The sequence below is a fragment of the Amycolatopsis sp. N2S4-7 genome, from assembly GCF_058119595.1.
In genome coordinates this window covers 4,260,832-4,283,133 of the sequence record NZ_CP172299.1, presented here as the reverse complement: position 1 = coordinate 4,283,133, position 22,302 = coordinate 4,260,832, and the positions used below count along the sequence as shown (strand labels likewise).

Sequence of the window (22,302 nt, the reverse complement as noted above, 5' to 3'; positions counted from 1 at the left end):
CCGCTAGCATCGGCTGATGCTGATCAACGCGGTACCGCAGCGGCAGGGCGCGGCCGGGCCGCGGGCGGCGGAGCTGCCGGACGGCTGCCTGGCGCTCGCGGAGCTGGCCGGGCACGTGCTCGGCCGGCCGGTGCACCACGTCCGGCAGACCCGGTCGGTGTCCGAAGCGGACCGTGGGGTGTTCTCCCGCGCGGTGCTGACGGGCCCGAACCGCGCGGCGCAGCTGGCGGCACTGGAGGCACCGGGCGGCCCGGTCCTGACGATCGGCGGCGACTGCGGCGTCGAGCTGGTCCCGATCGGCGTCGCCCGCTTCCGGTACGGCCCCGGGCTGGGCGTCGTGTGGTTCGACGCCCACCCGGACCTGAACACGGCGGAGTCGTCGCCGTCGGGGGCGTTCCACGGGATGGTGCTGCGGTCGCTGTTCGGCGAGGGCGACCCGGAGTTCGCGGCGGACCCGGCGTTGTCGCCGGGCAAGGTGGCGCTCGCCGGGACGCGCGTGTTCGACGCCGAGGAGCAAGCGGCGGTCTCGCGTGGCCTGGCGGTCACCTCGGTGGCGGCGTTGACGGACGTCGAGAAGCTGTACGTCCACGTGGACCTCGACGTGCTGGACGCGTCGGAGTTCGGGGGTCTCAACTACCCGGAGCCGGACGGGTGGACGATCGAGCGGCTGGTGGCGGAGCTGGACGCGCTGGCGGGGTTCGAGGTCGTGGGCGCGGGGATCACCGAGTGCGTGGGGACGCCGCGCGAGGTCGAGGTGCTGGAACCGGTGGTGGCCGCGGTCGGCCGGTTGCTTCAGCCGCGATAGGTGCGGACCTTCGGTCGCCCGCCTCAGCCGCGGTAAGCCTCGCGGACCGCTTCGATCGCCGTCTCGAGGTCGGCGCCGAGGTCGTGGGCCTGGGTCGCGAACTCCTTGGCCGCCACCCGCAGCAGGGCCGCGCGGTCGGGGCGGCCCGACGGCACCGTCACCACCGTGCCGCGGGCCCGGGCTGTCGCCACCCAGCCCGCCGCCTCCAGTTCGCGGTACGCGCGGGCCACCGTTCCGGACGCCAGTCCCAGGTCGCGGGCCAGCTGGCGGATCGGCGGCAGCCGCGTCCCCTCGGGCAGCGCGCCCGTGCTCGCCGCCCGGATCACCTGGTCGTGCACCTGACGCCAGGGCGCGACCCCGGTTTCGGTGTCGACGACGATCTTCACGCCGGTGCGGGCTGCCGCTTCAGCGGCGCGGTGACCGCCAGGAACGCGGCCAGTCCGGCGACCGTGACCAGCAGCGAGCCGAAGTTGCCCGCCGGCCAGCCGATCGCCGCGCAGGCGGCGATGCCCAGCCCGAGCGCGACGCGTCCGCTGCGGCGGCGCAGCGCCAGGTCGGCGCGCGGTTCCCCGACCGCCGGGCGGCGCACCGCCAGCGCCGTGATCACCCAGCAGACGACGGTCGTGGCCGCTGCGGTGGCCAGCAGCGTCCACCGCGCGGTCCAGGCCAGGTGCACGATCGCGGCCGCCGACGCCAGCCCGCTGAGCACGAGCGCCCAGGCCGGGACGATGTCGGCCAGCGTCCGCGGCGCCAGGACGGCTTCGCGGCGCGGGCCGCGGGACGGCCGCTGGGCCAGCAGCTCGGCGATCAGGCCGCCGACCAGCAGGGTCGTGACGATCGTGCCCGGGACGTCGTCGCCGAGCGCCGGGGGGATCGCCAGGTACAGCCACGGGTACCAGAGCCGGCGCCGCTTGAGGTACCGGACGGCGAGCGCCACTTCGGCGGCGTCCGGGTCCGGCACCCCCCACCGCACCAGCAGCCGCGCGCCGTGCTTTTCGCCCGGCCACAGCACGATCAGGATCATCAACCCGATCAGCCCCGTGATGAACGCGACCGCGAGCGTTTCGCCCCACGTCATGTCGCACCTCCTCGCTTGTACCAAGCGTACGATACAAGCGGGGCGGCCGCCGGACGGCTCGTCCGTTCGTACGCACCATCGTGCGCAGTCGGCGGGTCGGTTGTCAGCGATCCGCAGCGACGCCTCGTGAACTTGTCGCGAAGTTGACAAGAAATCGGTTTCCCTTAACGGACGTGACACGTTTGGCGTTAGTTTTTCGATGTGTCCGGTGTCACCCCGCACCAGGCGCGGGGTGCCCGTTCGCGCTTGGCGCGGGCGGGATCCCGGGGCGGAGCGAAGGAGCTGCTGCGATGTCGGTGGAGCGCGGATTCGATCACGCTGCGCCCCCTCCCGCCGCACTGCCCCGCAAGCTCGCGGACATCCTGCGTCCCGAACTGGCCAGCCTCGCGGCCGAGATCGTCGACGAGATCCGCGCGACCATCCCGGCCTACGCCCGGCCGCTCGACGGGCCCTACGGCAAGTCGATCCGGGCCGGCGTCGAATACGCGATCACGTTGTTCGTGGCGCAGATCGCCGACCCGACGGTGTCCAAGGAGCAGTCCCACGAGGTGCACCACCGCTTGGGGCAGAACGAAATGCGCGAAGGCCGCAGCCTCGACACACTGCAGTCGGCGTACCGGGTCGGCGCGCGCGTGTCGTGGCGGCGGATCATGCGCGTCGGCCGCCGGAGCGGGCTTTCGTCGGCGGTGATGTCCCAGCTGGCCGACGCGATGCTGGCGTTCATGGACGAGCTCGCCTCCGTCGCGCTCGACGGCTACCTGGAAGCGAAGGCGCGCACGGCGGGAGCGCTCGACACCTGGCGCCGCAAGCTGCTCCACCTGATCCTCGAGACGCCGCCCGCGTCGCCCAAGGCGATCGCCGAGCTGGCCCAGCTGATCGGCTGGCCGGTGCCGTCCGACGCGACGCCGGTGGCGGTCTGCCCGGCCGACGGCGTCGCCCCCGCCCGCCGCCACGCCGGGCTCGACGCGGACGTCCTCGCCGAGCTCGACACCGCCGACCCGAAACTGGTGGTGCCCGGCGAACTCGGCGCCGCCCGGCTGGCGACGCTGCAGGTGGCCCTGCCGGACTGCCGGCTCTCGATCGGCCCGTGCGTGCCGCTCGCGTCGGTCGCGGATTCCCTGCGCTGGGCCAGGAACGCGCTGCAGCTCGCCGATCGCGGCGTGCTGGCGCCGCGCCCGGTGCTGCGCGCCGAGGAGCACCTGGCGACCCTACTGGTCAACTCCGACACCGGCCTGGTCGGCACGCTGCGGCACCGCCTGTTCGCCCCGCTGGCGGACATGACGGGCAAGCAGCAGGAGCGGCTGCTGGAGACGCTGCGGGCGTGGCTGGACAGCCAGGGCAACGTGGTGGAGATCGCGGAGCGCCTCGGCGTCCACCCCCAGACGGTCCGCTACCGCATGCGCCAGCTGCAGGCGACGTTCGGTGACAAGCTCCGCGACCCGGCGGCGCGCTTCGAGATGGAACTGGCCCTGCGCGCGGGCGCCGCGCCGCTGCCGCTGCGGTACCCGGTCAGCGAGCTGCTCCCGGCGCCGCGCACGGGCGGTTCCCGTCCACAGTGGACGTCCAGCTAGCCGGGACGGTCACCCGATCGGCAGGCCCGGCGTGAAGGTCGCGTCCTGGCCGGGCAGCGGGGAGCAGACCAGGACCGGGCCCGACGGGTTGCCGTCGGGCCGGTGCAGGTTCGGGATCAGGACCAGCCGGTCCGCCCGGAACGTGACGACGCCCGGCGGACCCGCTTGGTGCGTCTGCCGTTCACCGCGGAAGCCGATCGTTGCCGGGCCCGCGCCCCAGGTCACCGGGTTGTCGACCGCGGCGGTGGTCGACGACCGGGGCGCGTTGTCCGCCTCGACGAACGCCGCGCTCCGCCCGCCGTCGACGCCGTCGTTGCCGCGGCTGGTCAGCCACGTCGTGGCGGCCGGGGACATGGTCACGCGCCCGGAGACGTCCGTGATCAGGAAGTTCGCGCCGGGCGCGACCACGTCCGGGCCGGTGAACGCCAGCGAGAGGGTCGCCGGCAGGACGGACTCGTCGGGGAACCGGCAGCCGTAGCCGAGCTCCGCGGACCGGAACGTCGTGCTCGCGTGGGCGGGCGTGGCGAAGAGGGCCGTGGTCGCGAGGGCGAGGGTCGACGCCGTGCGGGTGAACATGTCTCCTCCTGGGCTGCTCGGGCCGTCCTAGCCGATCGGCACGTCCGGCTGGAACGCCGGGTTCTGCGCCGGGCTCGTGACCCGCAGCGTGCACAGCGACTGCAGGATCACCCAGGTGTCCGTGGTCTTCCGGTGGAACTGCAGGGTTTCGGTGATCTGCGGGCCCAGCGCGAACCCGGCCGAGCCCGACGTCCCCGCGGTGAAGGGCAGGTCCGCCGCCGTCTCCGGGAAGGTCAGCGGGCCACCGCCGCCGACGGGCTGTTCGGGGAAGCCGCCGGAGACCGGTGCGCTGGGTGGCGTCGCGTTGGTCGCGGTGAGCGTGGCGGCGAACGAGCCGTGGACGCGGTCGTAGCCCGCCGCGGTGAAGATCGAGTGCACCGCCGGGTCCATCGTGTGGGTCAGGTGCACGCCGGTGAGCGTGAAGGTGCCGCCGGGCGGCACCGGGGCGTCGACCGCGAACGTGCCCGTGAACGTCGAATTCAGCGGCGGGATCCCGGGGAACGTGCACCGGTACCCGAGCGCCGCGGTCTGCGCCGTCATCGTTTCCGCGTGCGCCGTCCCCGCCGTCACGCCCGTGACGAGCAGGGCCGCCGCGACGGCCGTTCCCACCTTCATGGTGCTCCCCCTCAGTTCGGTTTCTTGGCCACCTTCTTCGCCGCGGCGTCCGCCGAACCCGGCAGGGGCGGGTCGGAGCCGGGCGGGCACTGGGTGTGGTCCGGTTCGGTGCAGGGCACGAGGTTGTAGGTGTCGACGAAGGCCTGGTTGCCGCCGCCCGAGCCCATCCCGGTGAGCAGCGGGCTCAGTTCCTGGCTCCCGGCGCCGCACCCGCGGAAGGCGGGCAGCACGAAGCCCTTCTCCGGATCGGTCCGGATGTGCCCGACGCTGAACGGGTCGTACGGGCCGGTCAGTTCGAGGGACACCGGCTTCTCCGTCACGCAGTCGGGGCCGAGGTCGAGCGGGACGCCGTTGACCTTCGCGTCGCTCAGCCGGGCCATCACCGTCAAGCTCGTGCGCAGGTTCGTCTCGCCTTCGGGCGTGTCGTAGAGCGAGCCGCTGATCTCGATGATCTTGCTGTCGCGGTAGTCGACGGGCAGGAACTCGACGGTTGCGGTCACCGGCACGAACCCGAACCCGAGGAACGTCGTGGTGGCCGGCTTGAACAGCGTCGACCCGGTCACGCGGCGGTCGAGGATGTCGAAGGTCTCGGAGTCGACCGTCAGGATGAACAGCCCGTTGATCAGGAAGGCGGGGTCGCTGACGACCTCGGCGCCCAGCTTGGCGACGGTCGACTTCGTCAGGACGCTGACCAGGCCCAGCGGTGTCGGCGGCAGCTCGAGCGGGTCGGCCAGCGTCTGCTGCGCGGTCACCCCGCCCGGACCCTGCTGCTGCTTCTGTTCCGTGCCGGGCACCGTCTTCGGCAGGACCAGGATCTTGCCCAGCGTCGCCGGCTGACCGGCGTCGAGCGTGCACGCGACCGGCGGCGCGGGCGGGGTTTCCGCCGCGTCGGGCGCGGGGACCGCCGCGAGCGTGAGCACGGGTGCGGTGACGTCGAGGGTGACCGGGCCGACGGTGTTGATCGCGATCTCCGGCACCGCGCCGGTCGCGGTCAGGGTGACGTCGCCGGTCTCCGGCAGCGCGGTGGGTGCCACGGTCAGCGCGACCGGGACGGTGTCCGCGCGGTCGCTCTGGTGCACGTCGACGGCCGTCTTCACCCCGCCCTGGAGCGACCCGGCGGTGGCGCCGGCGGGAAGCAGGGCCAGCGCGACGTCGCGGGGGAGCGTCAGCTTCGCGGAGAACTCGCCGATCGTCGCCGCCGCGCCGGTCTTCGCCTGGGCGGGCAGCGTGGCCGACGTCTCGACGGTCAGCCCGCGCGGGCCGAGCGGATCGGCGAAGGGGCAGGTCACCGAGACCGACGCCGTCGCCTTCGTGTCCGGGGGGACCGCGGGGGCGGGGGCGGCCGAGCCGACCCCGGTCAGCGCGCCGTTCGCCGCGGACAGCAGGCCGGCGGCCGCCAGCGCGGTCACCGTGACGGAGCGGGGCCGGACTCGACGGGGCATCGGGTTCCCTGGGGTGCGTTTCGGAAGCGGGGACGGGAGGTTCCCGGTGCGGGCCACCCTGGAGCGGCCCGCACCGGGAAGCCCGGTCAGGAAACGGTGATGCTCGGGCTGAACGCGGTGTTCTGCGCCGGGCTGGTCACCTTGAGGGTGCAGTTCATCGTCCACGGCGCCCAGACGCCGGTGGACTTCTTGTGGAACTCCAGGTTCGCCGACAGCGAGTTCGTCAGCGACAGGGTGGCGGTGCCCGCGGTGGCCGGCGCGGTCCAGTTCGGGACGCCGGACGTCGCGACCTGCGAGATGTTGACCGTGATCGGCCCGGTCGGCGGGTAGATCACCTCCGGGATGTTCAGGCCGGTGGCCGACGGCTGCGACAGCGTGCCCGCCGACGCCGCGACCGGCACGGTCGCCTCGCCCCGGATACCGTCGTAGCCGACCGCGGTCAGCAGCGAGTGGACGGCGGCGGTGATCGACGCCGTGCCGCCGACGTTGGTCGGGGTGATGGTGGTGCCGGCCGGGACCACGTCGTCCGCGTCCAGGTGCGCGGTGACCGCGACCGGCTGCGGCGAGATGCCGGGGAAGGTGCAGTTGTAGGTGACGCCTGTCGTTCCACCGGCGGTGTAGGTGACGGTGGCCGCGGCCGCGGTGCCCGCGGTGAGCACCGCGATGGCGCCGACGGCGGTCACGGTGGTGGCGATACCGGCGGACAGCCTGCTGAGTCGGGACATACCTGTCATCTCCTTTGATTCAGTTCAGTCTCGGCTTTGGCTGATCGATTGCTCGCCGCCGTTGATCCCCCATCGTGTTCGCCTGGCCCCGTTGCCCCGAGCGGCGGGACGCGATTCATCGACGTGCGAGTGGAGGTCCATCTGCCGAAATCGAGGCTACTCGCCAGTTCAGTACGGAACAAGACTTCGCGCCGGCGTGGGTGAGGCACATTGCGGGGGCGCCGGTTTCTTGTGCGCGCTCGCGCAGGCCGGCGACCGGATTTGGCGGATCGTGACAAATAACGGCCACGCGGCCGAACGGCGGCCGGGAACGGTCTACGATTTACGATCTTGCCGATGCAATGCCGGATATCGAAACCGGAGAAATGAGGCTACCGTGCCGGGTACTTCCCGTTGTGGCCGGGTATCGCTGAAGGGGGCCGCATTCGCGGTGGTGGCGGCCGCGGCCGCGTCGATGTGCGCCCTGCCCGCTTCCGCCGCCGGTACCGGCGGCGTGATCGCCTGGGGCAAGCCGGACTACAACGTCACGATCCCGCCGCCGGAGGTGCTGGCGGGGGTCGCCGCCGTGTCGGCGGGCAGCACGACCGCGCTCGCGCTGAAGGACGGCGCGGTCCTCGCGTGGGGCACGAACAACTGGGGCGCCAACGAAGTCCCGGCCGCGGCGGCGTCCGGCGTCAGCCAGATCGCCTCGGGCTGGGGGCACGAGCTGGCGCTGAAGAACGGCAAGGTCCTGGCCTGGGGCAACAACTGGTACGGCCAGACCACCCTGCCGTCCTCGGTGGCCAGTGGCGTCATCGCGATCTCGACGTCCAACATGCACAGCCTGGCGCTGAAGCAGGGCGGGCAGGTGATCAGCTGGGGGTCGCGCACCGACGTCCCGTCGGCCGCGCAGTCCGGCGTGACCGCGATTTCCGCCGGTGGCGACCACAACCTGGCGCTGAAGAACGGTGGCGTGCTGGCCTGGGGCGGCAACACCTACGGCCAGGCGACGGTGCCGGCCGGTCTGTCGTCCGGCGTGACGGCGGTGTCCGCCGGGTTCCAGCACAGCCTCGCGCTCAAGGACGGCCGCGTCTACGCGTGGGGCCGGAACAACTACCTGCAGGCCGACGTCCCGCCGGAAGCCCTGTCCGACGTCGTCGGCATCGACGCCGGGTTCAACCACAACCTGGCCTTCAAGGCCAACGGGGACATCGTCGTCTGGGGTTCGAACATCGTCGGCGAGTCCACGCCGGTCACGTGCGGGCCGGTGTTCGCCGTCTCGGCCGGGGACAACGACAGCTTCGTGCTGAAGGAAAACCCGAACGCGCCGTGCTGAGCCGGTGGGTGGCGGACCCGGGGGTCCGCCACCCAGCCGGTGCTGCGGTCAGGCGTCGCTGGCCAGGTCGAGCGAAATCGTGTTGCCCGGCCCGGAAACCAGGGCGCCGAGCGCGATGTCGGCCACGAAGCAGTTGGTGAACTCGGGGATCGTGTAGGTGCCGGTCACGGTGATCGCGGGCGCCGTGATGTCGACGTCCTGCGCGCTGAGGTTCAGGTCGAGCGGGGTCTTCGTCTTGCAGCTGCCCGGCACGGTCGGCAGCGGGAAGATCGGCACGATCGGGCCGGCCCAGATGTCGTAGATCTCCATGTTGGCCTGGGCGTGCGTGGTCAGGTTGCCGTCGGCGATGGTGCCGGTGGCGGGGCCGGTCGGGGTGACCTTGACCTTCGCCTTGATCCGGAACAGCCCGGAGACCAGGGAGATGTCGGCCTGGGACGGCGGCAGCGACAGGTTCGCGCTCAGCCCGACCGACCCGGTCTGGTCGTCGATCAGCAGGTTGCCCTTGAGGGAGCCCGGGCCGAGTTTCATGGCGCTGCCGGTCTTCTTCACCGTGGTGGTACCGGTCACCTTGTAGGACACGGGGATCTCGACGACGTCGGCCGACGCCGGCGTCACGGCGACCCCGCCCAGTACGACGGCCGCCGCCGATCCGAGCACGGCCAGTCTCCTCAGCTGCGTTGCCACGGACATAGTTCTTCTCCCTTGCGATTTTTCCGGCCGTTTCCGGGTGCTCCCGGAAACGGTTTCGGTCGAGCTGCTTCAGCGCGGTTCGAGTGCGGTGATGACCCAGCCGCTGCCGGCGCGTTCCGCGGTCACGGAAAGCTGAGCCGCGGCGCTGTCGGTCGCATTGTTGTCAGCACGGACGGCTGATTGATCGAGAAAGACGAGTAACCGCGCGTGACCATTCCGGAGATCCTGCACGGCGATCGCCGAAACGCGTGAAGTGAGGACGAGTTTCTGCTGCGGAGCCTTCTCGCGGACCTGCGCGAAGAGCCGGTCGTAGGAATCCTTGGCCGACCCGCGCAGCACCTCGGCGGCGGCCTTTTCGGTGACGTCGGTCCGGTCGTAGGAATACGAGAAGATCCGGTTCACGGCCAGGGTGACGGCCGAGGTGACCTCGGCGGTGGCCCCGACATCGGTGAGGGCGAGGTTCGCGGCGGCGGACTGGTCCCCGGCCGACCGGGCCTCGACGGTGAACCAGACCCCGGCCCCGGCGAGCAGGACGGCGGCGGCGAGCAGGAGAGCGGGAAGCCGCAGCCAGGCGGGCCGGGACTCGGCGGGCTCACCGGCTTCGGCCTCGGCCTCGGCATCGACTTCGGGCTCGCGCTCGGCTTCGGGCTCGGCCTCGGCTTCGGGCTCGCGCTCGGCTTCGGGCTCGGCTTCGGGCTCGGCGGGGTGCTCGCCGGTCGCCGCGGGAGCGGCCTCGGAGCCGGGGGCGGTAGCCGGCTCGGCCAGGTCCTCCGCTTCGCCGGGCTTCGCTCGGCCGGAGTCGCCTTCCGCGGCCGCGGAGACTGTCTCGTGCTCGGCACCGCCAGAGCGGAGAGCGGTCTCCTGCTCGGCCAGGTCTTCGGCTTCGCCGGGCTTCGCTCGGCCGGAGTCGCCTTCCGCGGCCGCGGGGGCTGTCTCGTGCTCGGCACCGGCGGCGCGGGGAGCGCTTTCCGGCTCGACCGGCCCGGATCCGGCCACCTCGGCGGCACTCCGCTCGGCCGCAGCCGTCTTCGTGCGGCTCATCGGGCACCTACCGGCAGCTGGTCCAGCGCGCTCAGCTTCCACCCGTCCGGGGTCCGGGCCAGCGCCGCCGCGAAGCGGTTGCGTTTCACCGCCGGGGCCGTTCCCTGCTTCGCCATCGTGATCTCCACCGAAGCCAGCATCTTCGCCGTGCCCGCGTGCTCGTCCAGCTCACTGAGGGCCGCGTCCACCACGCGGCCCGTCGCCACCGTCGCGTTGGCCGCCAGCGTCTTCTTCGTCGTGTCGTCCGTGCGGGCCAGCTGGTCGTGCAGCGGGCCCGTCGACGCCGACAGCCAGCGGCCCAGCCCGCCGTCGACGTCGTGGTAGTCCAGGCTGCTCAGCTCCGCCACCAGCGTCCGGCCGCTCGCCAGGGCGTCGTCGCGGGCCACCCCGTACGTCAACGCCGGATCATGGGCGGCCGCGTACCACGTGTAGCCGGACCAGCCCGCGAACACCGCCGCCGCGGCCGCCAGGGCGACCGCCCCCACCTTCAGCGCAGCCACAGCATCTCCTCGAGGCTCGTCGACGTGACCTGCCCGTCGAGTCCGGTCAGCCCGCCCGGCAGCGCCGGGGCCGGCACGGGCGGGTGCGGCGCGTTCTGCGTGCCGCGCACCGAGCTCTCGTCCCCGTGCGGCAGCGTGCACGACGCGCCGGTGTTGAACGGCAACGGCGAGAGGTCCGTGCTCGGCCGGTGCGGCGTCCCCTCGTAGCCCTGCAGGCACGGCGGCGGGTCGTCGAAGTTGAGCACCAGCCCCATCCGCAGCCGGCCGCTCTGGTCGTCCACCGCCGAACCCACCGCCGCCACCGCGCGCGGCAGGTCGGCCATCAGCTGCTCCTCCGCCGCGGTGCGGGTGCCGAACACCCGGGCCGTCGTCAGCAGGTTGGCCAGCAGGATCGGCAGGCCGGGGTCGTTCTCCTTCAGCAGCCCCGAAAGCTCGGACGCCGCGGGCGGCGCGGTCGCGATCAGCTGCCGCAGGTCGCCGTCCGACTTCGCCAGCTGCTGGGCGAAGAGGCGGGCGTTGCCGCTGAACGAACGCCACTCGGCCGAGGAGTCCACCTGGGTGCGCAGCACGGTCGCGCCGTCGCCGATCAGCTTCGACGTCTGCGGCAGGTGGGCGGTCGCCTCCTGCGTGAACGCCGTCGCCGAGTCCATCAGTGTCTGCAGGTCCGGGCCCGCGCCGCGCAGGGCGTCGTCGAGCTCGTCCACCACCGTGCGCAGGTCCTGGGTCGGCACCGACGCGGTGAACGAGTCGAGGTCGGTCAGGAGGTTGTTCACCGGGAGCGGCAGCGTGGCCGACTCGCGCCGGATGACCGAGCCGCCGCCGAGGTAGGGCGCGTCGGCCGTGCGCGGCTGCAGGTCGACGTACTGCTCGCCGACCGCGGACCGGTTCGCCACCACGGCGCGGGAGTCGGCCGGGATCGGCGGCGCCGCGTCGTCGATCAGCAGGTCGGCCTCCATCCCGGTGACGGTGAGCCGCAGCTCGCCGACCCGGCCGACGGCGACGCCGCGGTAGGTCACCTCGCCGTTGGTGAAGAGGCCGCCGCCTTCGGCGAGCTCCAGCTTGACCGTGTAGCTGCCGGAGCCGAACAGCCGGCCGAGCCCGGCGTAGTTCGCGCCGACGAACGCCGTCGTGGCCAGCGCGATCACGACGAACAGGACGACCTGGACCCGCACTCTGCGCGTCAGCATCAGCTGCCTCCCGAGACCCGGGCTTCGCCGCTGGGCAGCGGGAGCGTCGGCAGGCCCGGCGGGACACCCTGGCCGGGCGCGGGCAGCGGCACGCCGGGTGCCGGGATCATCGACGCGTAGGCGTTGATGTAGTCGCCCTTCACCGCGGGCAGCGCGGAGTCCGGGAACGGGAACGTCGGCAGCATCTGCAGCGACTGCGGCAGGTCCTCCTCGGCCTCGGCCAGCTGGTCCAGGATCGGCGCGAGGGCGCGGAGGTCGGCGACCAGGTCGTCGCGGCTGCGGTCGACCACGTCGGTGGCGACCGTCGAGAGCCGCTCCAGGGCCTGCAGCATCGAGACGAGCTGGGTGCGCTGGTCGCTCAGCGCCTGCAGGCCCGGCGTCAGGTCGGTCAGCGCGCCGGAGACCTGCTCGTGGCGGTTCGCGAGCGTCGCCGACAGCCGGTTCAGGCCGTCGAGCGCTTCGGTGATGTCGGAGCGGTGGGCGTCCAGGTCGGTCATCAGGGTGTCCACCCCGGACAGGAACGAGCGGATCTGCTCTTCGTTGCCGTCCATCACCTTCGACAGCTCGCGGTTGATCGTCTGCAGCTGGCCGATCCCGCCTCCGTTGAGGAGCAGGGAAAGCGCGCCGAAGATCTCCTCGAACTCGGGGTTGCGGTTGGTGCGGGCCAGGGTGATCGTGGCGCCGTCGGCCAGCCGGCCCGCCTTCGCGCTGTCGCCGTCCGGGGCGGCCAGCTCGACGAACTTCTCGCCGAGCAGGCTGGACTGGCGCAGCCGCGCGATCGCGTTGGCGGGCAGCACGACGTCGCCGTTGACCTCCAGGACCGTTTCGGCCGTCCAGCCGTCCCCGCCGAGCCGGATCTCCCGCACCCGGCCGACCGGCACGTCGCCGACCTTCACCGCGGCCTGCGGCACCAGGTCGAGCACGTCGGCGAACTGCACGGTCACCGCGTACGGGTGGTCGCCGACGTCGGCGCCACCGGGCAGCGGCAGGTCGTAGACGCCCTTGAACTCACCCGACGAGCAGCCCGCGAGCACGAGGCACCCGATGCCGACGGCGATGAGGACCCGCTTCACCGGCCACCCCCGTTGGTGTAGACGTCGCCGGTGACCGGCAGCGGCAGCGGCTGGAGGTAGTAGTCGAGGTTCGAGCGGCCACGCAGCCGCCCGGTGGCCGGGTCGACCGCTTCGAGCGCGTTCGTCACCGCCAGCGGCACGGCGTCGAGCGTGCCGGCCAGCGACTCGCGCTGCTCGACGAGCGTCCGCGTGGTCGTCACCAGGTTGTCCACATTGGCCTTGAGCGCGCCGCGGTTGTCCCGGATGAACGCCTGGACGTCGCCGAGCGCGCGGCCGAGCCCCTCGAGCGCCTTGGCCAGGTCGCCGCGGTTGGCGGCCAGCGTGCCCGCGATCTGCGACAGCTGCTGGTTGACGTCGCTGACCTGGTTGTCGTTGGTGGCCAGCATGGTCGTGAACTGCTGCAGCTCGTCGACGGTGCCGAACAGGTCGCCCGAGTTCCCGGCCAGCGTGCGCGCCAGCTGCGCGAAGTTGCGCACGCTGTCGTTGAACGCCCGCCCGTTGCCCTGCAGGTTCTGCGCGCCGGTCTTCAGCAGGTCCGACAGCGCGCCCTGCGAGTTGGCGCCGTTCGGGCCGAGGGCCTTCGACAGCGAGTCGAGGCTGGCGTAGAGCTGGTCGAGCTCCACCGGGGTGGCGGTGCGCTGGACCGGGATCGAAGCGCCGTTCTCCAGGCGCGGGCCGCCCCGGGCCGGCTTGGCGAACTGGACGTAGCGGTCGGCGACGACGCTGGGGGCGATGACGAGGACCCCGGTGTCCGCGGCGATGCCGACCGAGCCGTCGACGCTCATGTCGACCTGCACCTGCTCGCCGCGCGGGGTGACCGCGTCGACCCGGCCGATCCGGACGCCGAGCACGCGGACGTCGGAGCCGGGGTAGACGCCGACCGCGCGGGTGAAGAACGCCGTGACGTGGTGCTGCCCGTGGCCGTCGAACACCCACCACAGCGCCGCCGTGACGACGAGGGCGAGCAGCAGGGCCGCGGCGATGAACCGGCTGGTCAGCACCCCGGCCCGGGTGGTGGTCAGTGCGCTCACTTGGTCCCTCCCGGGTTCTTCGGCGGGACGCAGGGGTCGTGGTTCTCGGGCAGCAGACCGCAGAGGTAGGCGTCGATCCAGCGGCCGTTGCCGGTCGTGTTGGTGACCACGCGGAAGTACGGCCCGGCCAGCTGCAGGCCGCGGGTGAGGTTGTCGTTCTGCCGCTCGAGCAGGTCGGTCACCTGGTTCAGGGCCTGCAGCGCGGGCTTGAGGTCGTCGGTGTTGTCCCGCACCAGCCCGCTGAGCTGCTCGGCCAGCCGCGCCGAGCCGGTGAGCAGGTCGCTGATCGCGTCGCGGCGCCGGTTCAGCTCGGTGAGCAGCAGGTTCCCGTCGTCGATCAGCTTCTCGAAGTCGTCGTTCGAGTTCGCCAGCGTCGTGGTCAGCGTCCGCGCGTTGGCCAGCAGCTCGGCGATCTGGCTGTCCCGGCTGGACACGGTCTTCGACAACCGGCTGAGCCCGTCCAGCGCGCTGCGGACGTGTTCGGGGGAGTTGCGGAAGGTGTCCGACAGCGTCGTGAAGCTGTCCGCGAGCTGCTTCGTGTCGATCGCGCCCACCGTGTCGGCGAGGCCGTTGAAGGCGTCGGTGACGTCGTAGGGCGTGACGGTCCGGGTCCGGGGGATCGGCCGGGCGGGGTTCTGCACGCCGTCGCCGGTCGGGTTCAGCGCGAGGAACTTGCGGCCCAGCAACGTCTTGATCTTGATCTCGGCGGACGTGCGGTCGCCGATCCAGGCGTCCTTGACGCGGAAGGAGACGAGGACGTGGTCGTCGGCCAGCGCGACGTCCCGCACCTCGCCGACCTTGATGCCGGCGATCCGGACCTCGTCGTCCGGCTGCAGGCCCGCGGCCTCGGTGAACTCGGCCTCGTAGGTGGTGCCGCCGCCGACGATCGGCAGGTTGTCGTAGTTGAACGTCACGGTGAGCAGCGCGGCCAGCGCGACGCTGCCGATCACCCCGAGGACGATCGGGTTGCGCTCCTTGAAGGACTTCACGACTCACACCTCGGCGTCGGGACGTACACGCCGCGCTGGGGCTTCGTTTCCAGCACCGCGCGGCAGAGGAAGAAGTTCATCCACGTTCCGTACGAGGCGACGCGGCCGATCTCGTTGAACTTGACGGGCAGGTTGGTCAGGAAGCTGTCCACATCGGACTGGTTCTCGGCGAGCGTCCCGGCGACGCCCCGCAGGCCCGCGATGCTGTCCTTCAGCGGCGGCCTGGCCTGCTCGAACAGCCCGGCGGTGGACTGCGTGAGGTCGCCGATCCCGCTGATGGCGTCGCCGATCGCGACGCGGTCGCCGGCCAGCCCGGACACCAGCTGCCGCAGCGTGGACACGAGGTTCGCCAGCGCGTCGCCCTTGCCGTTGACGGTCTTCAGGACCGTGTTGAGGTTCCCGATCACCTCGCCGATCACCTGGTCGCGCCCGGCGAGGGTGGTGGTCAGCGAGCCGGTGTGGGCGAGCAGGCTCTCGACGGTGCCGCCCTCGCCCTGCAGCACCTGGACGATTTCGCCGGAGAGCTCGTTGACGTCGTTCGGCGACAGCGCCTGGAACAGCGGCTTGAAGCCGTTGAACAGGTCGGTGAGGTCCAGCGCCGGCGTCGTGCGGTCCAGGGGGATTTCGCCGCCTTCGGGCAGCTGGGCGCGCGTGGCGGTGGTCCCGCGCTCGAGGGCGATGTAGCGCTGCCCGACCATGTTGCGGTACTTGATGACCGCCTTGACGTCGGCGGGCAGCCGCCGTCCCTGGTCGAGCGAGAACCCGACCAGCGCCCGGTTGTGGTCGCTGATCTCCAGCGACTCGACCTGGCCGACGCGGACGCCGGAGATGCGCACGTCGTCGCCGACGTTGAGCGAGGTGGCGTCGAGGAACTTCGCCGTGTAGCGCTCGGTGGCGCCGACGCCGGAGTTCGTGATGGACACGGCCAGCAGCGTCGTCGCGAGCGCCGTGACGACGATGAAGATCAGGCTCTTGATCAGCGGGGCGGCGATGTTCCTCACTTGAGCGTCACCTCCGTGCCGCGGTAGAGCGGCCCGACGAGCACGCTGCTCCAGGCCGGGACCTGGGCCGTCGGCACCCCGATCGACGGCGCGACGAGCGTGGCCAGCAGCTGCTGCTCCTGCGGCGAGTTCGCGACGCCGAGGTCGCCCTCGCCGCCGGTGAGGAGCGGGTGCCCGCCCGTGCCGGGCGCCGTCGCGGCGGTGCCGGTGGTCGGGGCGACGCCGGAGGGGTAGCAGCGCGGCTCGCCGCCGGCGGTGTAGCGCGGGTCGTCCTTGCCGGGCAGGTACTTCCCGCTGTCGGTGGTGACCGCGACGTCGGCGTGCAGGCCCGGCTCCGTCGTGCCCGCGCCGAGGACCTTGTCCATGGATTCCCTGAGTGCGTTGAGCGAGCCGAGCGTGCACGCGAAGCTGGGGGAGTACTTCGCGGCGATCTCCAGTGGCGCGCGGCTGTCGGCGGCCAGCGAGATGAGGTTGTCGCGGTTGTTGGCCAGGAAGGTGGTGACCTCCTGCGAGGACGACGTCACCTGCTGGTACACCCCGGCCAGGTCGGCCTGCTTCTCCTTGACCGTGTCGAGCGTGACAGCCGAGGCGGTGAGCGCGTCGAGCAGGTCGGGCGCGATGTCGCCGTACAGGCGGGAAACCGTGGCGAGGTCCCGGATGTCCGAGGTCAGCTGCGGCAGGTCCGGGTTGAACTCCTTGAGGTACGCGTCGGCGGTGCCGATCGTCCGGCCGAGCTGTTCGCCGCGGCCCTCCAGCGCCGTGGACACCGCGGTCAGCGTCGTCGCGAGCTTCTGCGGCTGGACGGCCTGCAGCACCGGGAGCAGGTTGTCGAAGACCCGTTCCAGCTCGATCGCGTTCGCCGAGCGGTCCTGCTCGATGACGTCGCCGGCGACCAGGTGCGGGGCGCGTTCGCCGTCCGGGATGGACAGCTGGACGTACCGCTCGCCGAACAGCGTCTTCGGCACGAGCAGCGCGGAGACGTTGCGCGGCAGCATGTCCACCTTGCCCGGCTCCAGAGCAAGCGCTATCTCGGCGCCCTGCGGGGTGGCCCGGACGTCGCGGATCTCCCCGACGAGCACGCCGCGGGCCTTGACCTGGCCGCCCGCGGAGAGCTGGTTGCCGATCCGGCTCGCCTTGAGCGTCACCGGCACCGTGCTGACGAAGTCCTTGTCGTACACCTTGATCGACAGCGTCACCAGCACGCCCATCACGACCAGGAACAGCACGCCCGCGGTGCGGACCCCGGTCTTCCGGCGCGTTTCCCGCCTCATCCGGCCACCTGCACGGTTGTCGTCGCGCCCCAGATCGCCAGGCTGAGGAAGAAGTCCAGCACGCTGATCGCGACGATCGCGGTGCGCACCGCGCGCCCGACCGCGACCCCGACGCCGGCCGGGCCGCCGCTCGCGCGGAAGCCGTAGTAGCAGTGCGCCAGCACCACGACGACGCTGAACACCAGGACCTTCCCGAACGACCACAGCACGTCGCCGGGCGGGAGGAACAGCAGGAAGTAGTGGTCGTAGGTGCCCGCGGACTGGCCGAAGAACCAGACGGTGATCTGCCGCGAGGCGAGGTAGCTCGACAGCAGCCCGATCGCGTAGAGCGGGATGACGGCGAGGAACCCGGCGATGACCCGCGTCGTCACCAGGTACGGGACGCTGGGGATGCCCATGACCTCCAGGGCGTCGATCTCCTCCGAGATCCGCATCGCGCCGAGCTGCGCGGTGAACCCGCAGCCGACGGTGGCGCTCAACGCGAGCCCGGACACCAGCGGCGCGATCTCGCGGGTGTTGAAGTAGGCGGAGACGAACCCGGCGAACGCCGAGGTGCCGACCTGGTTGAGCGCGGAGTAGCCCTGCAGGCCGACGACCGTGCCGGTGGCGACGGTCATCCCGATCATCACGCCGATCGTGCCGCCGATGACGGCCAGCGCGCCGCTGCCGAAGCTGACCTCGGCCAGCAGCCGCACGATTTCGCGCAGGTAGCGGCGGATCGCGCGCGGGGTCCAGGCGATCGCGCGGAGGAAGAACAGGATCTGGTCGCCGAGGGTGTCGAGGAAGCCGAACCGGCGGTCGACGGCCTCGCGCACGCGGGTGCCGCGGGTGGGGACTTCCGTCGTCGTCACGATCAGCTCCCCTTGGGCGGCACGAGTTGCAGGTAGACGGTGGTGAGCACGAGGTTCAGCACGAACAGGAGCAGGAACGTGATGACCACCGACTGGTTCACCGCGTCGCCGACGCCCTTCGGCCCGCCCTTCGGGTTGAGCCCGCGGTAGGCGGCGACGACCCCGGCGACGAAGCCGAAGATGAGGGCCTTGATCTCGCTGATCCACAGGTCGGGCAGCTGGGCGAGAGCGGAGAAGCTCGCCAGGTACGCGCCCGGGGTGCCGTGCTGCATGATCACGTTGAAGAAGTAGCCGCCGAGCACGCCGACGACGCTCACCATGCCGTTGAGGAAGACGGCGACCCCCATGGCGGCGAGCACCCGCGGCACGATCAGCCGCTGGACCGGCGAGACGCCGAGCACCTCCATCGCGTCGATCTCTTCGCGGATGGTGCGGGAACCGAGGTCGGCGCACATCGCGCTGCCGCCGGCCCCGGCGATGAGCAGCGCCGTGACGATCGGGCTGGCCTGCTGGATGATCGCGAGCACGCTCGCCGCGCCGGTGAACGACTGTGCGCCGATCTGCGTGGTCAGCGACCCGATGTGCAGCGCGATGACCGCGCCGAACGGGATCGAGACCAGCGCCGTCGGCAGGATCGAGACGCTCGCGATGAACCAGAACTGCTGGATCAGCTCGCGCAGCTGGAACGGGCGGCGGAACGTCAGCCGGACGACGTCGAGGCCGAGCCCGTAGAGCCGTCCGGTCTGCCGCAGCGCGGCGGCCCCGGGGAACGACGCCGTCGTCGTCCGTTCGGCCATTGGTGTGCCTCCCCAGCGGTTTCGCCGGCACGTCGAATACACCCGAGTCGAGCAAAGGGAAATGGTCCGAACGGGGTAACAATTGTCGGCCATTCACGGTCTCGGGGGTCGCCGTGCCGTTTCCTACTGGTCGGTACGCTAACGACGGCCTTGCTGGGAGACAAGAACTTGAGCAGGATCACGCGGTCACGGGCTGGTAACCGCGTATTTATTGTCGAGTACTGACAAACGGACCGGATCTTGTTGTCAGCGGAGGAAAAGAAATTCCCGTCCCGGGTGCGGGAGAGGTGCCGGACCTGCGCGGACGTGACCATTCCCGCGCACGGGAACGCCCCGGGCCGCCCGGCAGGCAGGGTAGGCCGGGCGGGCCGGGGCGTCCAGGCGGCTCAGGCCTTGAGGCCGGCGATCAGCTCGTAGGAGCGGACCCGGTCGGCGTGGCCGTGCACCATCGTCGTGATCATCAGCTCGTCCGCGCCGGTGTCGGCCAGCAGCTGCTCCAGTCCCTTGTGGACCGTCTCCGGCGAGCCGACGATGCTCGAGCCGAAGCGCTCGGCGAGGAACGCGCGGTCCATCTCGGTGTACGGGTATTCCGCGGCTTCCTCCGGCGTCGGCAGCGCGATCGGGCGGCCGCGGCGGAGGCTGAGGAACGTCAGGCCGCTCGGGCCGGCCAGGAAGCGGGCGCGCTCGTCCGTCTCGGCGGCGACCACCGACACGCCCAGCATCACGTGCGGCTCGTCCAGGACCCCGGGCCGGAAGTTCTCGCGGTAGAGCTGGACCGCCGGGATGGTGTTCTCGGCGGCGAAGTGGTGCGCGAAGGAGAACGGCAGCCCGAGGCGTCCGGCCAGCTGGGCGCTGAAGCCGCTCGACCCGAGCAGCCACACCGGCGGCTGGTTGCCCTCGGCGACCACGGCGTTGACGCCCCGGGCCTCCGAATGGGTGAAGTAGCCGATCAGTTCCTGGAGGTGCTCCGGGAAGTTCTCCGCGGACAGCCCGCCCGGGCCGCGCAGCGCCAGCGCGGTGCGCTGGTCCGTGCCGGGCGCGCGGCCGATGCCGAGGTCGATCCGGCCCGGGTGGAACGCCTCCAGGGTGCCGAACTGCTCGGCGACGACCAGCGGCGCGTGGTTGGGCAGCATGACCCCGCCCGAGCCGACGCGGATCCGCTCGGTCGCGTCGGCGACGTGGCCGATCAGCACGGCCGTCGCCGAGCTGGCGATGCCGGGCATGTTGTGGTGCTCGGCCAGCCAGTAGCGGTGGTAGCCCAGCCGTTCCGCGGCGCGGGCGAGGTCGAGGGTGTTGCGCAGCGTCTCGCCGACGGTGTTCCCCTCCGAGACGGGGGACAGGTCGAGCACGGACAGCGGCACGTCAGGCAGTGAGCTCACAACCGGGGTCAACGCCCCGGTGCCGCCATTGCTTCCCGCAACACGGCCGGATCGTCCCCGCTGAACGCCACGACGCCGTCCGGGCGCACGAGCAGCGCGTCGGCCGGGGCGTCCGGGCAGCCGGCTGTGACGATCTTCACGTGCGGCCCGGCGGCTTCGCGAAGGTCGGCGCGGTCGGCGAAGTCGAACAGCACCGGCCGCGCGGCGCGCATGATCTCGGCCACCCGGGTGGCCCGGCCGCCGACGGTCAGCGGCAGGTCGGGCACGTACGGCAGGGCGTCGGCGTCCCGCAGCAGCCCGGCCAGGTGCCGAGTCGGCTCTTCGAACGCCGCCAGTTCGCCGAAGAGCGTCCGCAGGGCGTCGCCGTCCTCGCCGGTCAGGCGGTCGAGCAGGGCCTGGACGCGGGTCTGCGTCAACGTCCGCGCGGCCACCGGGTGGCGCTCGTCGTGGTAGGTGTCGAGCAAGCGGTCGCCGGCTTCGCCGCGGACGACGGCGGCGAGCTTCCAGCCGAGGTTGACCGCGTCCAGCAGCCCGACGTTGAGCGAGGAGCCGCCGGCCGGGAAGAGGTGCGCGGCGTCGCCGGCGAGCAGCACACTCCCGGCGCGGTACCGCTCGGCGAGCCGGGCCGAACTCACCGTTCGCGACAGCCACAGCGGTTCACCGAGCGGCAGGTCGGTGCCCAGAACGCGCCGGACGGCGTCGCGGAACTCGTCGAGGGTCGGTTCGCCCGGCGGCTCCGGCGTCACCTCGCGGACACCGGCGATCACGACGCCCGGCGTCAGCGACGTCACCAGCACGCGGCCGGCGGGACGGCGGTTCCAGCCCCGCGCGAGGCCTGCCGTGGTGGTGAAGAGGTCGAACGGCGCGTCCGTCCGGAAGTGCCCGAGGCGCAGCAGTTCTTCGTCCGTGGTGCCGGGGAAGCCGATGCCGGCGAGTTCGCGGACGCGGCTGTGCGCGCCGTCGCAGCCGACGACGTACCGGGCCGTCAGGCGGTATTCGCCGTCCGGGCCGCGGACGGTGAGGGGGTCGAGGGCGAGCAGTTCGTGACCGCGCCGGATCTCGGCGCCGAGTTCGGTGGTGCGTTCGGCCAGGAGGGCCTCCATGCGCGGCTGCTGCAGCATGAGCCCGCGCAGCGGCGCGCCGTCGAGCTTGGTGAAGTCCAGGGGGATCGGCCCGAAGGGGAAGCCGGGGAACGGCCCGGCGAACGGGGCTTCGGCCCGGAACCGGTCGAGGAGCCCCCGGTGGTCCAGCTGCTCGACGATCCGGCCGCCGAGCCCGTTCGCGCGCGGCCGCCCGTCCGGGGCGGCCCGCCGGTCCAGCACCGCCACCGTGGCTCCGCCGAGCCGCAGCTCCGCCGCCAGCATCAGGCCCACCGGGCCAGCCCCGATCACCGCGACATCCATGACGCCCTCCTTTGTCAGTTCAAACTGACATGTATGTCAGGCTAGACTGACACCCCATGGAAGCGGAAGAGCTTTCGGGGCGGGTTTCGGAAACCGACCCCGCGGTCGCGCTGCGGGCCGTCGGCGCGCTGCACCGGCTCGCCGAGCAGGTCGAGGCGGCGGCCGTCGCGCACGCCAGGGAACGCGGCTGGTCGTGGGAGCAGATCGGGGACGCCCTCGGCGTCGCCCGCCAGTCCGTGCACGCGAAGTACGGGAAGTGAGGCCGCCGTGCTCGACCGGTTGATCGCCAAGAGCCCGTTCGCCACGGTGGTGACGGCGGCCCTGGAGGAGTCCCGCCGCCGCGGCGACCGCCGGCTCGGCACCGAGCACCTGCTGCTCGGCCTCCTCCACCACCCGGACGGCGCCCGGGCCCTCGGTGTCGACCTGGCCACCGCGCGAGCGGCCCTCGACAGCTTGGACCGGGCGGCCCTGGCCGCACTGGGCATCGAGGTGGAGGGCCTGCGCCCGGCGGTGGTGACGCCGCCCCGCCGCGCCCGGGTGACCCCGGGGGCGTTGACGTCGAACGCGCGCGCGGTGGTCAACGAGGCGATCCGCGGGATGCCGAAGCCCCGCGACCCGCTCGCCCTGCTGCGGGTCCTGCTGACGGCGACGCCGCCCGATCCGGCGGCGGACCTGCTCGCGGAGCTCGGTGTGGATCGCGAGGCTGTCCGCCGTCGGCTGGGTTCGCCTGCCTGATCGGCCCGATCTGCTCGCGGAGCTCGGTGTGGATCGCGACGCTGTCCGCCGTCGGCCGGGTTCGCCTGCCTGATCGGCCCGATCTGCTCGCCGAACTCCGCGTCGGCCGCCTCGCTGTTCGCCGTCGGCTGGATCCGGCCACCTGATCGCGCGCGATTGGCTACGGTGGGCGAACCGGAAAGAGAAAAACCGGCGAAACAGGAGGACGGGTGCCGCGTCCGGAGCGA

24 protein-coding genes are annotated in these 22,302 nt (G+C 72.2%); 5 read left to right on the top strand and 19 right to left on the bottom strand.

The annotated features are described in order from the left end of the window. The first annotated feature begins 16 nt into the window (after positions 1-16). The gene (locus tag ACH54P_RS20055) at positions 17-805 is read left to right on the top strand and encodes an arginase family protein (RefSeq protein ID WP_489914904.1); all 789 of its coding nucleotides are present in this window, start codon (positions 17-19) and stop codon (positions 803-805) included. 23 nt (positions 806-828) lie between these two features. Here the strand turns inward: ACH54P_RS20055 and ACH54P_RS20050 are convergent, their stop codons facing one another. Both ACH54P_RS20050 and ACH54P_RS20045 read right to left on the bottom strand, forming a co-directional pair. Beyond that, entirely contained in the window at positions 829-1,191 is a 363-nt protein-coding gene (locus ACH54P_RS20050; RefSeq protein ID WP_489914902.1) for a GntR family transcriptional regulator, read from the bottom strand. After that, complete coding sequence (locus tag ACH54P_RS20045; RefSeq protein WP_489914900.1) at positions 1,188-1,883, bottom strand: hypothetical protein; 696 nt, start codon at positions 1,881-1,883, stop codon at positions 1,188-1,190. The genes ACH54P_RS20050 and ACH54P_RS20045 overlap by 4 nt, the downstream gene beginning before the upstream one ends. A gap of 290 nt (positions 1,884-2,173) precedes the next feature. On the opposite strand from ACH54P_RS20045, the gene ACH54P_RS20040 reads away from it, so the two are divergent. Further along, on the top strand, positions 2,174-3,454 hold the full coding sequence (locus tag ACH54P_RS20040) for a PucR-like N-terminal domain-containing protein (protein ID WP_489914898.1): 1,281 nt from the start codon (positions 2,174-2,176) through the stop codon (positions 3,452-3,454). 9 nt (positions 3,455-3,463) lie between these two features. Here the strand turns inward: ACH54P_RS20040 and ACH54P_RS20035 are convergent, their stop codons facing one another. The 4 genes from ACH54P_RS20035 to ACH54P_RS20020 all read right to left on the bottom strand — a co-directional run bounded on the left by ACH54P_RS20035 (position 3,464) and on the right by ACH54P_RS20020 (position 6,812). After that, a complete protein-coding gene (locus tag ACH54P_RS20035; RefSeq protein ID WP_489914896.1) occupies positions 3,464-4,030 on the bottom strand; it encodes a DUF6801 domain-containing protein in 567 nt (188 codons plus the stop codon). Between the two features lie 27 nt (positions 4,031-4,057). Continuing rightward, positions 4,058-4,645, bottom strand: coding sequence for a DUF6801 domain-containing protein (locus ACH54P_RS20030; RefSeq protein ID WP_489914894.1), 588 nt, complete (start codon positions 4,643-4,645; stop codon positions 4,058-4,060). A gap of 11 nt (positions 4,646-4,656) precedes the next feature. Then, positions 4,657-6,087 (bottom strand): DUF6801 domain-containing protein, encoded by a 1,431-nt coding sequence (locus ACH54P_RS20025; protein WP_489914892.1) that lies wholly within the window; start codon positions 6,085-6,087, stop codon positions 4,657-4,659. Between the two features lie 86 nt (positions 6,088-6,173). Beyond that, on the bottom strand, positions 6,174-6,812 hold the full coding sequence (locus tag ACH54P_RS20020; RefSeq protein WP_489914890.1) for a DUF6801 domain-containing protein: 639 nt from the start codon (positions 6,810-6,812) through the stop codon (positions 6,174-6,176). 454 nt (positions 6,813-7,266) lie between these two features. On the opposite strand from ACH54P_RS20020, the gene ACH54P_RS20015 reads away from it, so the two are divergent. Next, entirely contained in the window at positions 7,267-8,127 is an 861-nt protein-coding gene (locus ACH54P_RS20015; RefSeq protein WP_489916532.1) for an RCC1 domain-containing protein, read from the top strand. Positions 8,128-8,175: 48 nt separating this feature from the next. On the opposite strand, the gene ACH54P_RS20010 is transcribed toward ACH54P_RS20015, so the two are convergent. From ACH54P_RS20010 to ACH54P_RS19950, 13 genes are all read right to left on the bottom strand, one after another. Further along, the gene (locus ACH54P_RS20010) at positions 8,176-8,817 is read right to left on the bottom strand and encodes a hypothetical protein (RefSeq protein WP_489914888.1); all 642 of its coding nucleotides are present in this window, start codon (positions 8,815-8,817) and stop codon (positions 8,176-8,178) included. Positions 8,818-8,886: 69 nt separating this feature from the next. Further along, complete coding sequence (locus ACH54P_RS20005; protein WP_489914886.1) at positions 8,887-9,858, bottom strand: hypothetical protein; 972 nt, start codon at positions 9,856-9,858, stop codon at positions 8,887-8,889. Continuing rightward, complete coding sequence (locus tag ACH54P_RS20000; protein WP_489914884.1) at positions 9,855-10,358, bottom strand: Rv1363c family protein; 504 nt, start codon at positions 10,356-10,358, stop codon at positions 9,855-9,857. Before ACH54P_RS20000 ends, ACH54P_RS20005 begins: the two co-directional genes overlap by 4 nt. Beyond that, positions 10,346-11,545: an MCE family protein gene (locus tag ACH54P_RS19995; RefSeq protein ID WP_489914883.1), complete on the bottom strand. Its 1,200-nt coding sequence runs from the start codon at positions 11,543-11,545 to the stop codon at positions 10,346-10,348. The genes ACH54P_RS20000 and ACH54P_RS19995 overlap by 13 nt, the downstream gene beginning before the upstream one ends. Further along, entirely contained in the window at positions 11,545-12,618 is a 1,074-nt protein-coding gene (locus tag ACH54P_RS19990) for an MCE family protein (RefSeq protein ID WP_489914881.1), read from the bottom strand. Before ACH54P_RS19990 ends, ACH54P_RS19995 begins: the two co-directional genes overlap by 1 nt. Next, entirely contained in the window at positions 12,615-13,649 is a 1,035-nt protein-coding gene (locus ACH54P_RS19985; RefSeq protein ID WP_489914879.1) for an MCE family protein, read from the bottom strand. Before ACH54P_RS19985 ends, ACH54P_RS19990 begins: the two co-directional genes overlap by 4 nt. Then, positions 13,646-14,638, bottom strand: coding sequence for an MCE family protein (locus ACH54P_RS19980; RefSeq protein WP_489914877.1), 993 nt, complete (start codon positions 14,636-14,638; stop codon positions 13,646-13,648). Before ACH54P_RS19980 ends, ACH54P_RS19985 begins: the two co-directional genes overlap by 4 nt. After that, positions 14,635-15,639, bottom strand: coding sequence for an MCE family protein (locus ACH54P_RS19975; RefSeq protein ID WP_489914875.1), 1,005 nt, complete (start codon positions 15,637-15,639; stop codon positions 14,635-14,637). Before ACH54P_RS19975 ends, ACH54P_RS19980 begins: the two co-directional genes overlap by 4 nt. Further along, positions 15,636-16,910, bottom strand: coding sequence for an MCE family protein (locus tag ACH54P_RS19970; protein WP_489914873.1), 1,275 nt, complete (start codon positions 16,908-16,910; stop codon positions 15,636-15,638). Before ACH54P_RS19970 ends, ACH54P_RS19975 begins: the two co-directional genes overlap by 4 nt. After that, positions 16,907-17,761, bottom strand: a complete 855-nt coding sequence (locus ACH54P_RS19965) for an MlaE family ABC transporter permease (protein WP_489914871.1) — start codon at positions 17,759-17,761, stop codon at positions 16,907-16,909. The genes ACH54P_RS19970 and ACH54P_RS19965 overlap by 4 nt, the downstream gene beginning before the upstream one ends. Before the next feature lie 2 nt (positions 17,762-17,763). After that, entirely contained in the window at positions 17,764-18,558 is a 795-nt protein-coding gene (locus ACH54P_RS19960; protein ID WP_489914869.1) for an MlaE family ABC transporter permease, read from the bottom strand. A gap of 386 nt (positions 18,559-18,944) precedes the next feature. Then, on the bottom strand, positions 18,945-19,937 hold the full coding sequence (locus ACH54P_RS19955; RefSeq protein ID WP_489914867.1) for an LLM class flavin-dependent oxidoreductase: 993 nt from the start codon (positions 19,935-19,937) through the stop codon (positions 18,945-18,947). A gap of 8 nt (positions 19,938-19,945) precedes the next feature. After that, entirely contained in the window at positions 19,946-21,340 is a 1,395-nt protein-coding gene (locus ACH54P_RS19950; RefSeq protein WP_489914865.1) for an FAD-dependent monooxygenase, read from the bottom strand. A gap of 56 nt (positions 21,341-21,396) precedes the next feature. Between ACH54P_RS19950 and ACH54P_RS19945 the strand changes: the two genes are divergently transcribed. Next, positions 21,397-21,600, top strand: coding sequence for a helix-turn-helix domain-containing protein (locus ACH54P_RS19945; protein ID WP_013223678.1), 204 nt, complete (start codon positions 21,397-21,399; stop codon positions 21,598-21,600). Positions 21,601-21,607: 7 nt separating this feature from the next. Next, the gene (locus ACH54P_RS19940) at positions 21,608-22,075 is read left to right on the top strand and encodes a Clp protease N-terminal domain-containing protein (protein WP_489914863.1); all 468 of its coding nucleotides are present in this window, start codon (positions 21,608-21,610) and stop codon (positions 22,073-22,075) included. Positions 22,076-22,302 lie beyond the last annotated feature (227 nt).